The sequence below is a fragment of the Pseudobutyrivibrio sp. YE44 genome, assembly GCF_900104335.1.
Taxonomy (GTDB): Bacteria; Bacillota; Clostridia; order Lachnospirales; family Lachnospiraceae; genus Pseudobutyrivibrio.
The window spans coordinates 450,286-465,916 of record NZ_FMXT01000002.1 but is presented as its reverse complement, the minus strand read 5'-3'; the positions used below and the strand labels follow the sequence as shown (position 1 = coordinate 465,916).

At 39.9% G+C, this 15,631-nt stretch carries 15 protein-coding genes; 13 read left to right on the top strand and 2 right to left on the bottom strand.

Annotation, left to right across the window (positions count from 1 at the left end):
* Positions 1-98: 98 nt before the first annotated feature.
* From BLR54_RS06245 to BLR54_RS06210, 8 genes are all read left to right on the top strand, one after another.
* On the top strand, positions 99-1,415 hold the full coding sequence (locus tag BLR54_RS06245) for an ABC transporter substrate-binding protein (protein WP_090418271.1): 1,317 nt from the start codon (positions 99-101) through the stop codon (positions 1,413-1,415).
* A gap of 105 nt (positions 1,416-1,520) precedes the next feature.
* The gene (locus BLR54_RS06240) at positions 1,521-2,414 is read left to right on the top strand and encodes a carbohydrate ABC transporter permease (protein ID WP_090418268.1); all 894 of its coding nucleotides are present in this window, start codon (positions 1,521-1,523) and stop codon (positions 2,412-2,414) included.
* A 16-nt stretch (positions 2,415-2,430) separates the two neighbouring features.
* Positions 2,431-3,252, top strand: coding sequence for a carbohydrate ABC transporter permease (locus BLR54_RS06235; protein ID WP_090418265.1), 822 nt, complete (start codon positions 2,431-2,433; stop codon positions 3,250-3,252).
* A gap of 259 nt (positions 3,253-3,511) precedes the next feature.
* The gene (locus BLR54_RS06230; RefSeq protein ID WP_090418263.1) at positions 3,512-5,389 is read left to right on the top strand and encodes an OPT family oligopeptide transporter; all 1,878 of its coding nucleotides are present in this window, start codon (positions 3,512-3,514) and stop codon (positions 5,387-5,389) included.
* The gene (locus BLR54_RS06225) at positions 5,382-5,717 is read left to right on the top strand and encodes a PqqD family protein (protein ID WP_090418261.1); all 336 of its coding nucleotides are present in this window, start codon (positions 5,382-5,384) and stop codon (positions 5,715-5,717) included. The genes BLR54_RS06230 and BLR54_RS06225 overlap by 8 nt, the downstream gene beginning before the upstream one ends.
* A gap of 184 nt (positions 5,718-5,901) precedes the next feature.
* Positions 5,902-6,399, top strand: coding sequence for a hypothetical protein (locus BLR54_RS06220; RefSeq protein ID WP_090418259.1), 498 nt, complete (start codon positions 5,902-5,904; stop codon positions 6,397-6,399).
* A 39-nt stretch (positions 6,400-6,438) separates the two neighbouring features.
* Positions 6,439-7,164 (top strand): hypothetical protein, encoded by a 726-nt coding sequence (locus BLR54_RS06215; protein WP_090418257.1) that lies wholly within the window; start codon positions 6,439-6,441, stop codon positions 7,162-7,164.
* Between the two features lie 34 nt (positions 7,165-7,198).
* Entirely contained in the window at positions 7,199-7,522 is a 324-nt protein-coding gene (locus BLR54_RS06210; protein WP_090418254.1) for a hypothetical protein, read from the top strand.
* Between the two features lie 132 nt (positions 7,523-7,654).
* Here BLR54_RS06210 and BLR54_RS06205 read toward each other — a convergent pair whose 3' ends face one another.
* The gene (locus BLR54_RS06205) at positions 7,655-7,954 is read right to left on the bottom strand and encodes an STAS domain-containing protein (protein ID WP_090418252.1); all 300 of its coding nucleotides are present in this window, start codon (positions 7,952-7,954) and stop codon (positions 7,655-7,657) included.
* Positions 7,955-7,956: 2 nt separating this feature from the next.
* Positions 7,957-9,171, bottom strand: a complete 1,215-nt coding sequence (locus tag BLR54_RS06200) for a hypothetical protein (protein ID WP_090418249.1) — start codon at positions 9,169-9,171, stop codon at positions 7,957-7,959.
* Positions 9,172-9,377: 206 nt separating this feature from the next.
* On the opposite strand from BLR54_RS06200, the gene BLR54_RS06195 reads away from it, so the two are divergent.
* From BLR54_RS06195 to BLR54_RS06175, 5 genes are all read left to right on the top strand, one after another.
* Positions 9,378-10,061 (top strand): TIGR00266 family protein, encoded by a 684-nt coding sequence (locus tag BLR54_RS06195; protein ID WP_090418246.1) that lies wholly within the window; start codon positions 9,378-9,380, stop codon positions 10,059-10,061.
* Between the two features lie 143 nt (positions 10,062-10,204).
* Positions 10,205-11,077, top strand: a complete 873-nt coding sequence (locus BLR54_RS06190; RefSeq protein WP_090418242.1) for a ParB N-terminal domain-containing protein — start codon at positions 10,205-10,207, stop codon at positions 11,075-11,077.
* Positions 11,061-11,576, top strand: coding sequence for a hypothetical protein (locus tag BLR54_RS06185; RefSeq protein ID WP_090418240.1), 516 nt, complete (start codon positions 11,061-11,063; stop codon positions 11,574-11,576). Before BLR54_RS06190 ends, BLR54_RS06185 begins: the two co-directional genes overlap by 17 nt.
* A gap of 134 nt (positions 11,577-11,710) precedes the next feature.
* A complete protein-coding gene (locus BLR54_RS15210; RefSeq protein WP_330388149.1) occupies positions 11,711-14,479 on the top strand; it encodes a carboxylesterase family protein in 2,769 nt (922 codons plus the stop codon).
* Between the two features lie 157 nt (positions 14,480-14,636).
* Positions 14,637-15,419 (top strand): histidine phosphatase family protein, encoded by a 783-nt coding sequence (locus tag BLR54_RS06175; protein ID WP_090418238.1) that lies wholly within the window; start codon positions 14,637-14,639, stop codon positions 15,417-15,419.
* The last annotated feature ends 212 nt before the right edge of the window (positions 15,420-15,631 follow it).

Genomic DNA, 15,631 nt, shown 5'->3' with positions numbered 1-15,631 from the left:
GGATGAAATATTCCATACCACAGAATGTGAAATATATGTATTATAGGTATAGTTTCGGAGGGAACGTAAACTGAAAACAATTTTGGGAGGTAGGTATTATGAAGGCTAAGAAATTAGCAGCTTTAATCCTTAGTGGATTCATGGCAGTGTCTATGATGGCTTGTGGTTCATCAGGGGATTCTTCAAGCGCAGACACAACAACAGATTCGGCAGATGCACCAGAGGCAATGAAGGGCAGTGTTGAGGGAGAACTCACTGTTTCTATTTGGGATGAAAATCAGAGACCAGGTCTTCAGGAAATTATTGATGAGTGGTCAGCTGAGTCAGGAGTTAAGGCTACAATTCAGGTTGTAGGATGGGATGACTATTGGACACTCCTTGAGGCAGGTGCTTCAGGTGGAGAGCTTCCTGACGTATTCTGGATGCATTCAAATCAGGCACAGAAATACATGGAAAATGATATGCTCATGGATTTAACAGACAAGATCGCAGCTAGCGACAAGATTGACATGGGCAATTACTACGAAGGTATCGTAGACCTTTACAAGTCAAATGATAAGCAGTATGCAGTTCCAAAGGATATCGATACAATCGCTCTTTGGTACAACAAGACAATCTTCGATGAGATGGGTGTTGCTTATCCAGACGACACTTGGACATGGGATGATTTCGCAGATGCTGCAAAGAAGCTTACAAACGATGATCACTGGGGATATGCAATTGCTCCATCTAACAACCAGGATTCCTTCTACAACGCAGTATACTCAATGGGCGGAGAAATCATCAGCGATGATAAGAAGGCTTCAGGTTATGACAAGCCAGAAACACAGAAGGCAATTCAGTTATTTGTAGATATGGTTCAGGACGGCTCTTGCCCAGACCTTAACACAATCTCTGAGTCAGGTGCAGATGTGCTCTTTGAGTCAGGTAAGGTTGCAATGGTTACACAGGGCTCTTGGATGGTAGCAGCATTCAAGGACAACGAGTACACAGCAGCAAACTGTGACGTAGCTGTTCTTCCAAAGGATGCTAAGACAGGTAAGAGAGTTTCAATTTACAACGGACTTGGTTGGGCTGCTTCAGCAAACACAAAGAATCCTGATGCTGCATGGTCACTCATCGAGTGGTTAGGCTCTAAGGAAATGCAGGAGAAGCAGGCAGAGCTTGGTGTTACAATGTCAGCTTATGAAGGCTGCTCAGACAAGTGGGTTAACTGTACAGATAAGTTCGACCTTAACGGTCATATGCAGATGCTTGAGGCAGACCTTGTATTCAGACCATACTCTAAGTACACAACAGTATGGGAAGATATGCAGACAGAGAAGCTTAAGGAAGCTTGGACTGGCGAAAAGGATGTTAAGACAGTTTGCCAGGAAATCTGTGATAGCATGAATCAGACTCTTAGTGAGGAGTAAACTTTTTTCTTCTTTATTCTTTTTGTAATATAAGTATTAATTTGATTGAGGGTGCAGTGTTAAGCGCGCTGCACCTTTTATCATTTTTAGTAGGAGAGTTTTGTTATGGGTAATAAACCAAAGGTTACGGGACGTCAGAGAAGTGAATTCATTTGGGGATGGCTTTTTATTCTTCCAACTATGATTGGTCTTATTGTTCTAAATATCATTCCAATCTTTCAAACAATTTATCAAAGCTTTTTTAAAACTGGAGATTTCGGCAAGGGCAACATCTTCGTAGGTGGCGCCAACTATGCCAAGGTGTTTGCTGACACAGAGGTTTGGCAGGCACTTATAAACACACTAAAATACGCAGTGGTAGAGGTTCCACTTTCTATCATTATTTCGTTGGTTTTAGCAGTATTTTTAAATGGGAAAATTAAGGGCAAAAGCACCTTTAGAACTATATTCTTCCTGCCAATGGTAGCTGCTCCAGCAGCCATCGCTATGGTTTGGAAGTGGCTTTACAATTCAGAATTCGGATTATTAAATCACATCTTACCAGGAAAGACAAACTGGGTTTCAGATCCTAAGATTGCTATTTATTCAATCGCTGTAATTGGTATTTGGTCAATCATTGGTTATAACATGGTTCTGTTTTTAGCAGGACTTCAGGAAGTGCCAAAGGATTATTATGAGGCAGCAGCAATCGACGGAGCAACTGGTGTGCAGCAGTTCTTCAGCATCACCATTCCACTTGTTTCACCTACAATCTTCTTTGTACTTGTTACAAGAATCATTGCAGCTATGCAGGTGTTCGACGTTATCTACATGGTAATTGACAACAACAACCCAGCACTAAACAAGACACAGTCTTTGGTATGTCTCTTCTATAAATATTCCTTCCAGCAAAGCAACAAGGGCTACGGTGCAACTGTAGTAGTTGTTCTTCTGGTAGTCATTATGTTCTTCACTGTTTTACAGATGATTGGACAGAAGAAATGGGTACACTACAATTAATAGGAAGGTGATTGAAATGAAGAGTAAGAATAAAACTTTAATATATGTAATATTACTGATTATGTCCTTCATTATGCTGGTTCCTTTTGCATGGATGGTACTGACAGCCTTCAAGACCGTTGGCGAGTCAACTCAGATGGATCCTTTCGTTATCCTGCCATCCAAGTTCAGATTGGATAACTTCACTGAGGTTATGCATAATGTAAACTTCGGACGTTTATACTTTAATACTGTTATGATGATTGCACTTCGTGTCCTTTGTGCAGTGCTCACATCAACAATAGCAGGCTATGCATTCGCGCGACTAAACTTCAAAGGAAAGAATTTTATGTTTGGACTTGTACTGTTCCAGATGATGATTCCATCTCAAATCTTCATCATTCCACAGTACGTTATGGTAAGTAAGCTTGGTTGGACTAATACAATGCTTGGACTTTTATTCCCAGGTTTGGTATCAGCCTTTGGAACCTTCTTACTTCGACAAGCTTATATGGGACTTCCAAAGGAGCTTGAGGAGGCAGCCAGACTTGATGGTTGTAACATCGGTCAAACCTTCCTATTTGTAATGGCTCCACTGGCAAAATCTTCAATGGTAGCACTTGGAATCTTCACAGCAGTGTTTGCTTATAAGGATTTGATGTGGCCAATGATTGTGTGTCCTGATACAAATCAGACAACACTTGCCAGCGCCCTTTCAAAGATGCAGGGACAGTTCTCATCTAACTACCCAGAGCTTATGGCAGCAGCGCTCATCGCGTGCCTCCCTATGATTGTAATCTACGTAATCTTCCAGAAGCAGTTCATTGAAGGTATAGCTACGTCTGGTGGTAAACTATAAATAATATAGAGGCTATGTAGTCTTACATGCTCCCGCAGGGCACCCCTCATACCTTCGCTAGGCAACTTTCCGCTACGCGGCTCCCTCCTAGCTTGGCATGATACTTCCCTGCTCGCGCTTGCCAAGGTTATGTAGCCTCTATTTTTTTATACTATGATACGCTACGGAATACTTTAACGCTTTAGTACAGCGAATTGCCAACACTTTAAAGTAAATATATAATAGATACACTCGTGTTTAGAAAAGGAGAATATATATTATGAAAGAGGAATTCAAACCTTACATCCCTGCGGATAAGGTTACTCCTGAGATGACCCCTACATCTATTATTATGGGTCTTCTTCTTGCAGTTATCTTTGGTGCAGCTAACGCATACCTTGGCCTTAGAGTTGGTATGACAGTTTCTGCTTCAATCCCAGCAGCAGTTATTTCAATGGCTGTTATCCGCATTATCATGAAAAAGGATTCAATCCTTGAAAGCAACATGGTTCAGACAGTAGGTTCTGCTGGTGAATCACTTGCAGCAGGTGCAATCTTCACAATGCCTGCACTTTTCATTTGGGCAAAGGAAGGCGTTATGGACACACCTTCACTTGCTACAATCACAGTAATCGCACTTTTCGGTGGTTTACTTGGTGTATTCTTTATGGTGCCACTTCGTAGTGCACTTATCGTTCAGGAGCATGGCGTGCTTCCATATCCAGAAGGAACAGCTTGTGCAGAGGTTCTTTTAGCTGGTGAGGAAGGTGGTTCTTCAGCAAAGTCTGTATTCCTTGGTATGGGAATCGGTGCTGTTGTTAAGTTCGTAGTTGACGGACTTTGCGCTATCCAGTCAGTATTTACAATCAAGCTTGACGCTCTTAAGACAGAGTTCTCTGCAGAGGTTTATCCAGCACTTGTTTCAGTTGGTTACATCTGTGGACCACGTATCTCAGCATACATGTTTGCTGGTGGTATCCTTGGTTGGTTCGTACTTATTCCAGCAATCGTTACTTTCGGTGGCGACATTGTTATGTATCCAGCAGACGTATCTGTTGCAGAGCTTTATGCAGCAGGTGGTGCAGCAGCAATCTGGTCAAAGTACATTAAGTACATCGGTGCTGGTGCCGTAGCTTCAGCTGGTATCATCTCACTTATTAAGACACTTCCACTCATTGTTAGAACATTCGTTGATTCTATCAAGAGCATCAAGACAGCTGGCTCTTCATCAACAGAGCGTACAGCCCTTGATATGGATATTCGTTTTGTACTTGGTTCAATCCTTGTTCTTATCGTAGCAATCTGGCTTGTACCAGCAGTACCTGTTACACTTGTAGGTGCTATCATCATCGTAATCTTCGGTTTCTTCTTCAGTGCCGTAAGTTCACGTATGGTTGGTCTTGTAGGTAGCTCAAACAACCCAGTTTCTGGTATGACAATCGCTACAATCCTTATCGCTACAATCTGCCTTAAGGCACTTGGCGATACTGGTGTTCACGGAATGCAGGGTGCTATCGCAATCGGTTCTGTAATCTGTATCGCAGCATGTATGGCTGGTGATACATCACAGGATTTAAAGACTGGTTACATCCTTGGTGCTACACCTAAGAAGCAGCAGATTGGTGAAATCCTCGGTACAGTTGCAGCAGCACTTGCTATCGGTGGTGTTATGATCCTTCTTGATTCTGCTTATGGATTTGGTTCAGATATGCTTGCAGCTCCACAGGCTACAATGATGAAGATGATCATCGAAGGTGTTATGGATGGAAACCTTCCTTGGACACTTATTTTCATCGGTGCATTCATTTCAATCGTTATTGAAATCCTTGGCATCGGAGCACTTCCAGTTTCAATTGGTCTTTACCTTCCACTTGAGCTTTCATCAACAATCATGATTGGTGGTCTTGTTAGAAAGTATGCTGACAAGAAGTTCGGTGAGCAGAAGGATGAGTCAGGAAAGGGTATTCTTTTCTGTTCAGGACTTATTGCTGGTGAAGGTATTGTAGGTGTACTTCTTGCAATCCTCACAGTAGTTGGAATCACAGATAAGATTAACTTAAGCTCAGTTATCCCAACAGGTAACGTTCCAGCATTAATCCTTATCGTTATTGTTACTGCAGCTGTATTAAAGGCAGCTATGGCAAAGAAAGATGAATAATAAAGAAAATTTTTTAGACCATGTGTTTAAAATAAGCGACAGCATTTCATGGACTGAAGACGAGTCAGGTCAGGTGGTTGTCGAAATGGAAAATAAAGGCTTTACAAATCGAATAGCCCAGCGCTTCTTTAAGAAGCCACATACTTCCTTCATAACCCTTGAGGGATTAGGAAGCTTCATTTTCAAATGCATAGATGGCAAGCGCAGTGTCTACGACATTGGACTTCTTGTTCACGATAAATATGGCGACGAAGCCGAGCCTCTTTACGAGCGCCTCAGCGTCTACATGAAGCATTTGGAGCAGGTGGGTTTTGTAAATAAAGCTTAGTATTAAAAAGGATTGGTTACGCAGTAGCGTAATCAATCCTTTTTTTGTTGCCAGAATTATGCTAAATTTGCCAAAGTGTTGGCTAGTTAGGAATAACAGTATAGAATAGGAAAGATTATATCTTATTTTAAAGTATCTTGGCGAGGAACCGTTCTTCTAAATTATATTAAAGGAGAAATATAAAATGATTAGAATGAATAATCTTATGAAAGAGGAACTTTTAAAAATACGAGATATTGATAATACATTTGATTTTACTGGGAAATTATCGGTTATCAATCCAGAAATATATAAGGTGAAAAATGCTGTTTTTATGAAGATAAATGATCGAGCTAAAGTAGCACTTGAAACTGTCGAGTTATATGAAGATGTTGATTTGTCTGAGTGGGAATGGGATCGTAGTGAATTTCTTATTGGAAGTTATTTTGATGGAATAACATATGAACAGAGCTTACGTTTAGCATTGGATATAGTAGAGCTGTGGGGATATAAATTACATGCGTTATTCCCAAATGATGAATTTCATATCAGCATAAATGTTAGCAATATTTCTGATACAGATGATAAGACGATAAGACTAAGATATTATAAATACCGAGAGAATGGATTTCATTATGATTTAGATAATTTAGATAATCTATTATATAATGCCATTCTAATAAATGTTGTCGAATCCGATTAACAAGAAAACCTTTTAAAGTTGAATGATATGAGGTCTAATATGTATTTGAAAAAAGCTATATTGTGGTCTGTACTCTTAGTTTTATTTATGACCGCGTGTACTAAAAATGAAGCTAATAGTAAAACAGATGAGATAATAGTCAAAGATCAAGCTAATAAAAATGAAAAAAATAGTGATTCTATAGCTTCAGATAATACAATAGTCGACAAGATTGATTGGAAACATTTTGAAGAACAGATGACACCTGATGAAAAAACAGATTTTCAAGATTATCTTCCGGTATTAGAGAGGAGAGAGAAGTTTTATAGTCTTGATTTAGATAATAGGCAATCATCACTTCAAGAGTATATGGAGGATTTGAAGGTTGATGAACCTAAAGACGTTGGAGAACTTGTTTTAATTGATTTAGATAATCAAAATGGTAAAGAACTGGTCATTCATATAATTGAATCCGGTGGACATTATCTGATTCTTACAAGAGACGATGACAATATTTACGTCGTTCTAAGGTCTGAACGGTGTTTTGAAGAACTTCAAAAAGATGGTAAATATTATGGTTCTGGAGGGGCTGGTGATTGGTATTTTCGTCGCATGAAGATAGATAGTAGTGGTATGGAGGAAATTCTTCTAGGAGAATCTCACGGAGAACAGAAGGAAGATGGTTCATACGGCAATAGACTAGAAGTGGGCGGTAAAGTAGTAAATGAGGACATCTATGACTGGATGAATAATAATTACGGAGACCCTGTCGAATGGATACATTAAGAATGTAAACAGGAACAGTATTAATTTTTGTGATATGAGATTTAATGTATATTTAAAAAAAGCTATATTGTGGTCTTTAATCTTAGTTTTATTTACGACCGTGTGTACTAAAAATGAAGCTAATAGTAAAACAGATGAGATGCCAGACAAGGAGCAAGCTAATATACCGGAAAGCATTAGTGAAGATGGGCTTTTCAGCGTTTCATCAGGCGATGACGAGATAGACTCATTGGTAAAAGAAAAAGTTATAGATGGTTCATTCTACTCAAGTAATGTCGAGGCTGTAGATGTGAAATACATATATAAAGATGGTATCTTTGAGAAGACAGAGGAAACAAGGAAGAAGTTTGTTGAATAATTTGATTTTAGGAGGATAAAAAAAGAATTACACTTATGACTAAGGTGCTTACTAAGGAAATCTAGTATTTGATAAAAAGAGAAAAAGCTGTAACACAGAATGAAATACTGTGTTGCAGCTTTTTTATCATTGTTAATCAATCGTAAGAATATCCGAGAAGCCTGTCACTTCAAAGATTTCCATAATAGCAGGAGAAACATTCTTCACTACCATATTCCCTTGTTTGTTCATAGCTTTCTGTGTAGTCAGAAGAACACGAAGTCCTGCACTGGAAATATACTCAAGTCTTGATAAATCAAAAACAAGCTCACTAATTCCCTCTAAGGAATCCTTAATTTCGTCCTCAAGTGTTGGCGCAGTGTTAGTATCCAAGCGTCCCTCTAAGATAATAAATTCAACGCCGCCATTTTGTTCCTTTGTGATATTTAACATAACTAATTTCCCTCCTTGACGTCATAAACTATAGTCATTGTCACGCTGTCTCTCTTGATTCCAACAATCACATCTCTTGATAGACTTGCAACTATTGATCTTTCAAGTTCATCCCAAGCTTCCTGACCGTACTCTGTAACCATCTGTTTCTGTAGAGAATCTCTGTAATCTCCTAATGACCAGTTGACACCGCCAATGTAGGTTGGATTTGCGCCGACTCCACTGTCTAGGTATGTTCCCATGGCACCATAGTTTATCATTCCGCCGTTATATTTCTGCTGAAGTCTGGAAACATCTTCGTAGCTAAGAACACCAGTCTCAATGATATCTCTAATCTTGTCCATAAAACCATTAACTGCAGCATTCTTTCTGTTGGAAGATGCTTTTAAGAATTCAGTCTTCTTATCAATATCCATTCTTGTGGCAAGGATTAAACGAATGGCACATTGTCTCTTGTATCTTTCTGCCCAAATGATTGCGGCAAAGTCACCTGAGATTTCCTTAACCATTCCTATAGTTTCTTCAAACAATAGCTTCACATGAAGCTCGTCTTTTTTGCCAAGTTCAAGTGCTGGTAATCCTGACTCAACAGAGTTTAAAGCGCTGCTTATAAAACCGCTATCATTGTTGAAATAAATTCGTTCAGTATGAAGTTTTGCCTTTTTTGCGCTGATGCTTTCAATAGATTCTGTGAAATCCTTGGTGATAATTATCAGGACATTATTTCCTTTAACACCTACAGAAATATCATCTGCAAGGTTAGCAAGTACAGAACGCTCTAAATTATCCCAAGCTTCCTGGGAATACTTATCTTCTCGGCGTTTTACCGTAAGCATAGCCTCATAACCTGCCAAGGACCAGGTAGCTACCTTTGGCTTAACGATTGTCTCTTTTAAGTCATCAAAAAAAGTGCGGTCAGCATCATTTGTGTGCTTTGATGATAAAGAAATAAACTCCTCCTGTTTATTTGGGTCCATCTTACACTTTGATTGAATGCATATGTGGGATATTCGCGCATTGCCATCAAACCATAACTCTACCGAATCGTTTTCGTCCATAATGGACTTTGTAAGTCTCACTGCCTCCTCTGCTAAAAGATTAAATCTAAGCGCGTTTTTCCCCGTAATATTTAAGCGGAAAAGATAGTCATCAAGTACTTCATTGATGCTATCAAATTGCCCCTGCAAATCACTAACTACAATGTGTTTTGACTCCATATTCTCCTCCTCGGTAACAACATATATATTCATGTGAGCATTTTAGCAAAGCATTTATCACACTATTGTCACATAGAATATATTATCACAATTACAATATAAAGGTTATAATTGTGCGACAATTTTTGTCATTTTCGACACATACAGCACTTTATGGTATTATAATAACCAACTAATTAATCGTATATACGTTAGGAGGAGAACAAATGAAGTGTGAATTTAAGGGTGGTAATTTCCCAGTAGCTATATGTAACCTTGACGCAGGTGAAGCTATTAACTGTGAGTCAGGTGCTATGGCATGGATGAGTGAAGGAATCAGAATGGAGACCAACACTGGTGGTGGACTTGGAAAGATGTTTGGTAGAGCTTTTTCTGGTGAGTCATTATTTATGAATCGCTATGTTGCAGAAAAGCCAGGTATCCTTTCAATCGGCGCACATGCACCAGGTGAAATCAGAAAGATAACAATTACACCAGAAAAGAGTATTGTTGTTCAGAAGGGGTCTTTCCTTGCAAAGGATGAAAGCGTGGATCTTTCAATCTTCTTCCAGAAGAAGCTTGGTTCAGGTTTCTTTGGAGGTGAAGGCTTCATCATGAACAGACTCTCAGGAAATGGTGATGTTCTTATTGAGATTGATGGTGGTGTTGTTGAGTATGATCTTGCTCCAGGTGAGAAGATGACCATCGACACAGGTTATCTTGTTATGATGGATGATACCTGCTCTATTGATATTGTGATGATTAAGGGTATGACAAACATCCTCTTCGGTGGCGAGGGACTTTTCAACACTGTTGTTACAGGTCCTGGTAGAATTATGATTCAGACTCAGCCTATGGTTCAGTTCGTATCTACTATCGCGCAGATGATGGCAGCTAAGGGTCAGAAATAATATTAGACTTTTCACAAGTGAGCAATTGCAAATCCCAAATGGGATTGCAGTTGCTCATTGTCTACTTATTTGGACACTAAGAAGTCATATATATTTGTTATTATTATCAAGTAACAAAAATATTTTTCGAGAAGGCGAACACAATGGCTGATTTTGAAAAAGTAGTAGCAGAAGAAGTAAAAAAATATAATAGACTTTCGTTTCCGGTGAAGGCAAATTTATTAGAGCGCGCCATAATTAGAAGGGTGCCTATTGCAAAAGTTCATCCAAATCCAGATGACGAGTTTTGTAAGCCTAATGTTGGGCCTAACTATTCTATTATCTCAGATTACATTTGCCGAATTGGAAATAGTGGCGGTTTTGTAAAAACAGATTCCGCTCGTGAATCAATTATAGTGGAGAAGATTCATCCAGATGGCTACAAGATTTTAAATGGTCATCACAGGTGGGCAGCATACTATAAGCTGGGAAGAAAATATGTACCTGTAAAGCTTGTTAACCTCACCAGTCAGGAGGATTTGGGCCGCTTGCTTAAGGCGTCTAATCATAACAAGCGAGTCCTTATTGATTTCGATCAGGTGGTTTACAGAGAATCCGGCGATATGGAAAATCCATTAATATTCCCTCTAAACAGGATTTACACTGAGAGAATCCGAAAGGGCATTCCTAATCTGTTTCATTTCTTTATAAACGAAGGATATGATATATGGTTATTCACGGAGCGATTGCACTCCTTAGAATACATGAAAAATCTTTTTAAGCTTTACCATGCTGAAATAACAGGTATAATAACTGGTGATAAGAGAATACCGGAGCTTAATCCGATTGTTGCAAAAACCATTGATGATATGTTTAATAATAAGTATACTCTTACACTACATATCTATAATGATAAATTGTATTGGGTGGATAGAGCTTCTAAGATGACAAAAGTGTTTGATCTAGAGGATACAAATTGGTCAACCGCAATCAAGAATATAATAGGGGAAATGGAAAGCGATGCAAAAAAATATTAGTGACAAAATGAGGGTGTCTTTCGATCTTGATGAGGTGCTGTTTGTTTATCCTAAAACTCACAAGATAGAAGAGCCACCAATGTTTCCATTTAATATGATTTTTAAAGAGAGACTGAGACTGGGTACACCTGAATTAATCAAAGAGCTTCAAAGGCAGGATTACGAGGTGTGGGTGTACACTTCATCCTATAGGTCAATACGATATATCACCACACTATTTAGGCTTTACGGTGTTCGTTTTGATGGGATTATCAATGCTAACAGACATTTACAAGATGTTCAAAGAGATAAAAAGAAGTTACTTCCACAGAAAATGCCACCTTACTATCACATAAGTCTTCACGTTGATGATGAAAAGGTAATATGCTCGCAGGCACAGCAATATGGATATTACGCTTACCACCTGGATGAGGAGGATCCTGAGTGGAAAGAGAAGATTCTCAAATATGCAGGTGAGATTAGGGAGCGACTTGAAAAAAAGAAAAATGCTAAGAAATAAAACAGAATATAAACTTTGACCGGAAAAAACTATTGTTTACCCACGGTTTTATAGAAAAGAATTTAATAAAATAGACCTATCATAAAATGAATATGGTAGGTCTATTTTTTATTCATTAAAAGGAGAATAATGTAATGCTTAGAGAGACAGTAGTTGAGAACGGGGCGGTTAGAGGTTTGCCTAGCGCAGACCCTCGAGTTACAGTTTATAAAAAGATTCCATTTGCAGCACCACCAGTGGGCAAGAATAGATTTCGTGCTCCACAGCCAGCCGAAGACTGGGAGGGGGTAAGAGATTGCTATGAGTTTGGTCCTCTTTCCATGCAGGATGTGCCACAGGGTGGCGATGGACTTTATGACAGAGAATGGCATGTGGATACTGGCCTAAAGGACAGTGAGGATTGTTTATATCTTAATGTATGGACTCCTGCCAAGTCCAAGGATGAAAAGCTACCTGTTTTGGTTTGGTTTTTCGGCGGAGCTTTCCAGTGGGGCTACACAGCAGAGATGGAATTTGACGGAGAGCACTTAGCCAGAAGAGGTGTGGTAGTTGTAAGCGTAAATTATCGTCTCAACTGCTTTGGATTTTTGGCTCATCCTGAGATTACAGCAGAGGCACCAGAGGCTCCAGGAAACTTTGGACTTTTGGATCAAAAAGCAGGCCTTCATTGGGTGGCAAGAAACATAGCAGCTTTTGGTGGTGACCCAAATCAGATTGTAATTGCTGGCCAGTCAGCAGGTGGTGCCAGCACCATGAATCAGCTGGTGTGCGAAGCTAATAGAGATATTGTAAAGGGGGCAGTAATCCTTAGTGGTATTATTCGTATGCCAAACGTTGAGGCGGATATTTTTAGACCGTTAAGCTTAACAGATGCTGAAAAGCTTGGTGAAGAATTCTTCAAGTCTTTAGGAGTTACCTCTTTGGAAGAAGCAAGAAAACTTTCTTCAGAGGAGATTTTTAATGGTTACAACAGATTTGTTCAAGAACATCCAAGAATGTTTCCGTTTAATGATGGAGTTTTCTGTAAGGGAGATCCTGTTGAGAGATTCATAAACGGAGATTGTGCTGATGTGCCAGTAATTGCTGGAAATACAAGCGATGAGTTTATTGTAGATAAAATAAATATGGTAGAAAACTCTGTTAAGAGCGCTTTCAAGGATGCCCTTAAAAAGAATCCAAACAGAAAGCTTTACTATTATCGTTTTGATACAGATATTCCTGGAGATGGGGTAGACTATCCAGGAAACTTCCATTCCGTAGATTTATGGTTCTTCTTTGAAAGCCTTGGCAAATGTCATCGTCCATATGAAGGTAGACATTTTGATTTGGCGCGACAGATGTGCGATTACTTTGCTAATTTCATTAAGACCAGCAATCCAAACGGCGTTGGTCGCGATGGAAATCCTCTTCCAAAATGGGAAAGCTTCAGCCTTGATAAAAAGGATGAAATGGAATTCCTAAGCCAGGGTGCAAAGGCACGTCAGGAGGGTGGCATTCGTCAGAACACCAGAAAGCAGGCAGTAAACCCATATCTTCCAAACTGGGAGTATATTCCAGATGGAGAGCCTTATGTGTTTGGGGATAGAGTTTATGTGTATGGCTCTCACGATTTGTACAACGGTGCAGCCTTTTGTCTGGGGGATTATGTTTGCTGGTCAGCTCCAGTGGATGATCTTGGCAATTGGCATTACGAAGGTGTTAGCTACAAAAAGACAGACGACCCTCTTAACGAGGATGGACATATGTGTCTCTACGCTCCAGATGTGACAGTTGGTCCTGATGGAAGATATTATTTGTTCTACGTTTTGGATAAGGTTAGCATTGTATCAGTGGCAGTCAGCGATACACCAGCAGGCCCTTACGAGTTTTATGGTTACGTTCACTATGAGGATGGCACCAGACTAGGAGAGAGAGAAGGAGACGAGCCACAGTTTGACCCAGGAGTACTTACCGAGGGAGATGAGACTTATCTCTACACTGGTTTCTGTGGTCAGGGGGACAAGAGCCGTAGCGGTGCTCAGTTCACTGTTCTCGGCCCAGATATGCTTACCATAAAGAAGGCTCCAGAAATCATTGTGCCAGGAAACTGCTACAGCCAGGGTACAGGCTTTGAAGGCCACGCTTTCTTCGAGGCACCATCCATCAGAAAGCATAACGATACCTATTACTTCATCTATTCTTCTGAGGTAATGCACGAGCTTTGCTATGCAACATCAAAGTCACCGGCAGGCCCATTCACCTATGGTGGTGTGATTGTCAGCAACTGCGACTTACATATCGATAGCTACAAGCCAGCAGAGTTGCCAACCTGCCCAGGTGCAAATAATCACGGCAGCATTGTCCAGATTGGAGAAGATTGGTACATCTTCTATCACAGACATACCAACGGAACCTGGCTCAGTCGTCAGGGCTGCGCAGAAAAGATTCACTTTGAGTCTGATGGCAGCATCCCTCAGGTGGAGATTACCTCTTGCGGTTTGAACGGTGGTCCGCTTTCAGATATTGGTGAGTACCCTTCTTATATTGCCTGCAACATCTTCAATGATAAGACAGGCATTTATGTGGAGAAGAGTTATCCTCGTATTGTTCAAGAGTATGGCACCTCAGGCCGTGAGGATAGTTACATAACAGATATCACAGACACTACTGTGATTGGATTCAAGTATTTTGATTTCAAGGATGTAACAGGAATCAGAATCAAGACCAGAGGCTACGGCGCCGGCACCTTCGAAGTTCTTACAGATATCAATGGAGATATTCTTGGAAAGGTTGATATTGAATTCCAAAACATTTGGACTGCAGCAGAGGGAAGCCTTAAGCCAAAGGATGGCGCATCAGCATTATACTTGCGCTACAAGGGTAATGGAAATACTCAGCTTGCAAGTGTGGAACTGCTTCACTAATCAAAATAATAATGCCCCAAGCTCTTACATAGATTAGTAAGTGTTTGGGGCTTTTTTGTTTGCATCAGTATTAGGTGACAGATATAATAGAAAGGCATCGGTTTTTGATTTTCATTAGAAAATCAAGAAGACATATTTTTTATAGAGGTAATATAAAATGAGATTTTTATTTATTAGACATGGTGACCCTGACTACGAGAATGACACACTTACAGAAAAGGGACATAGAGAAGCAAAGCTTTTAGCAGACATTATTGAAAGCTATGGTATAGATGAGATTTATCAGTCTCCACTTGGCAGAGCTAAGGATACAGCAGCCTACAGCTGCAAGAAGCTAGGTATTGAGCCAGTGACCTTGGATTGGCTTCAGGAATTTCCAGCCCAGGCCGACCCAAATGTATCAGAGGCAGTTAAGACTGCATACGGAAACGAGATTACTATTGATGAAACAACTGGTAAGTACAAGACTCATATTTTGTGGGATGTGCTTCCTTCATATTATATGAATCATCCAGAGCTTTTTGATAGAGAAGGCTGGAGAGAATCTGAGATAGTGAAGGCCAGTGATATGTCAGAGATTTATGATCAAGTGATTGGTGAGTTTGACAAGTTTATTGCTGACAACGGTTATGTTAAAGAAGGCATGGCCTACAAGGTAACAGAGAACAATGACAAGACCATCGCATTCTATTGTCATTATGGACTCACTTCACTTTTACTTTCACGTTTGTGGAATGTATCACCATTTGTTGCATGGCAGTTTACAGCTCTTGCACCAACCTCTGTTACAGAAGTGGTAACTGAAGAACGTGAGAAGGGAATCGCTACCTTCAGAACTCTTCGCGCAGGAGAGATTACACATCTCAAGATGGGCAAGGAGGAGCCATCCTTCTCAGCTAGATTTTGCGAGAGATTTGAGAACGAGGATGAGAGACACTAGAGGATAAATTCCCACGAGAGTCTTTATAGGCAGATGAAACCCTAGAGTTTACAAAGCATCGCCTGTTTCGTAACTCACAAAATATGCATAATTAAATCATATTATAGTCACAGCTAAACATTATAGAAATGATATTATATACAAAGAGAAAACAAAATATAACGTTTGGCTATACTAGCCTACTAAAATTCGAACCAACAAGCTCAAAAGCA

Coding starts and splice junctions, on each gene's coding strand:
- BLR54_RS06210 (WP_090418254.1), top strand. CDS start 7,199: ATGAGATTTAATGTATATTTAAAAAAAGCTATATTGTGGTCTTTAATC.
- BLR54_RS06195 (WP_090418246.1), top strand. CDS start 9,378: ATGAAGTGTGAATTTAAGGGTGGTAATTTCCCAGTAGCTATATGTAAC.
- BLR54_RS06200 (WP_090418249.1), bottom strand. CDS start 9,171: ATGGAGTCAAAACACATTGTAGTTAGTGATTTGCAGGGGCAATTTGAT.
- BLR54_RS06190 (WP_090418242.1), top strand. CDS start 10,205: ATGGCTGATTTTGAAAAAGTAGTAGCAGAAGAAGTAAAAAAATATAAT.
- BLR54_RS06245 (WP_090418271.1), top strand. CDS start 99: ATGAAGGCTAAGAAATTAGCAGCTTTAATCCTTAGTGGATTCATGGCA.
- BLR54_RS06240 (WP_090418268.1), top strand. CDS start 1,521: ATGGGTAATAAACCAAAGGTTACGGGACGTCAGAGAAGTGAATTCATT.
- BLR54_RS06205 (WP_090418252.1), bottom strand. CDS start 7,954: ATGTTAAATATCACAAAGGAACAAAATGGCGGCGTTGAATTTATTATC.
- BLR54_RS06230 (WP_090418263.1), top strand. CDS start 3,512: ATGAAAGAGGAATTCAAACCTTACATCCCTGCGGATAAGGTTACTCCT.
- BLR54_RS06185 (WP_090418240.1), top strand. CDS start 11,061: ATGCAAAAAAATATTAGTGACAAAATGAGGGTGTCTTTCGATCTTGAT.
- BLR54_RS15210 (WP_330388149.1), top strand. CDS start 11,711: ATGCTTAGAGAGACAGTAGTTGAGAACGGGGCGGTTAGAGGTTTGCCT.
- BLR54_RS06220 (WP_090418259.1), top strand. CDS start 5,902: ATGATTAGAATGAATAATCTTATGAAAGAGGAACTTTTAAAAATACGA.
- BLR54_RS06235 (WP_090418265.1), top strand. CDS start 2,431: ATGAAGAGTAAGAATAAAACTTTAATATATGTAATATTACTGATTATG.
- BLR54_RS06215 (WP_090418257.1), top strand. CDS start 6,439: ATGTATTTGAAAAAAGCTATATTGTGGTCTGTACTCTTAGTTTTATTT.
- BLR54_RS06225 (WP_090418261.1), top strand. CDS start 5,382: ATGAATAATAAAGAAAATTTTTTAGACCATGTGTTTAAAATAAGCGAC.
- BLR54_RS06175 (WP_090418238.1), top strand. CDS start 14,637: ATGAGATTTTTATTTATTAGACATGGTGACCCTGACTACGAGAATGAC.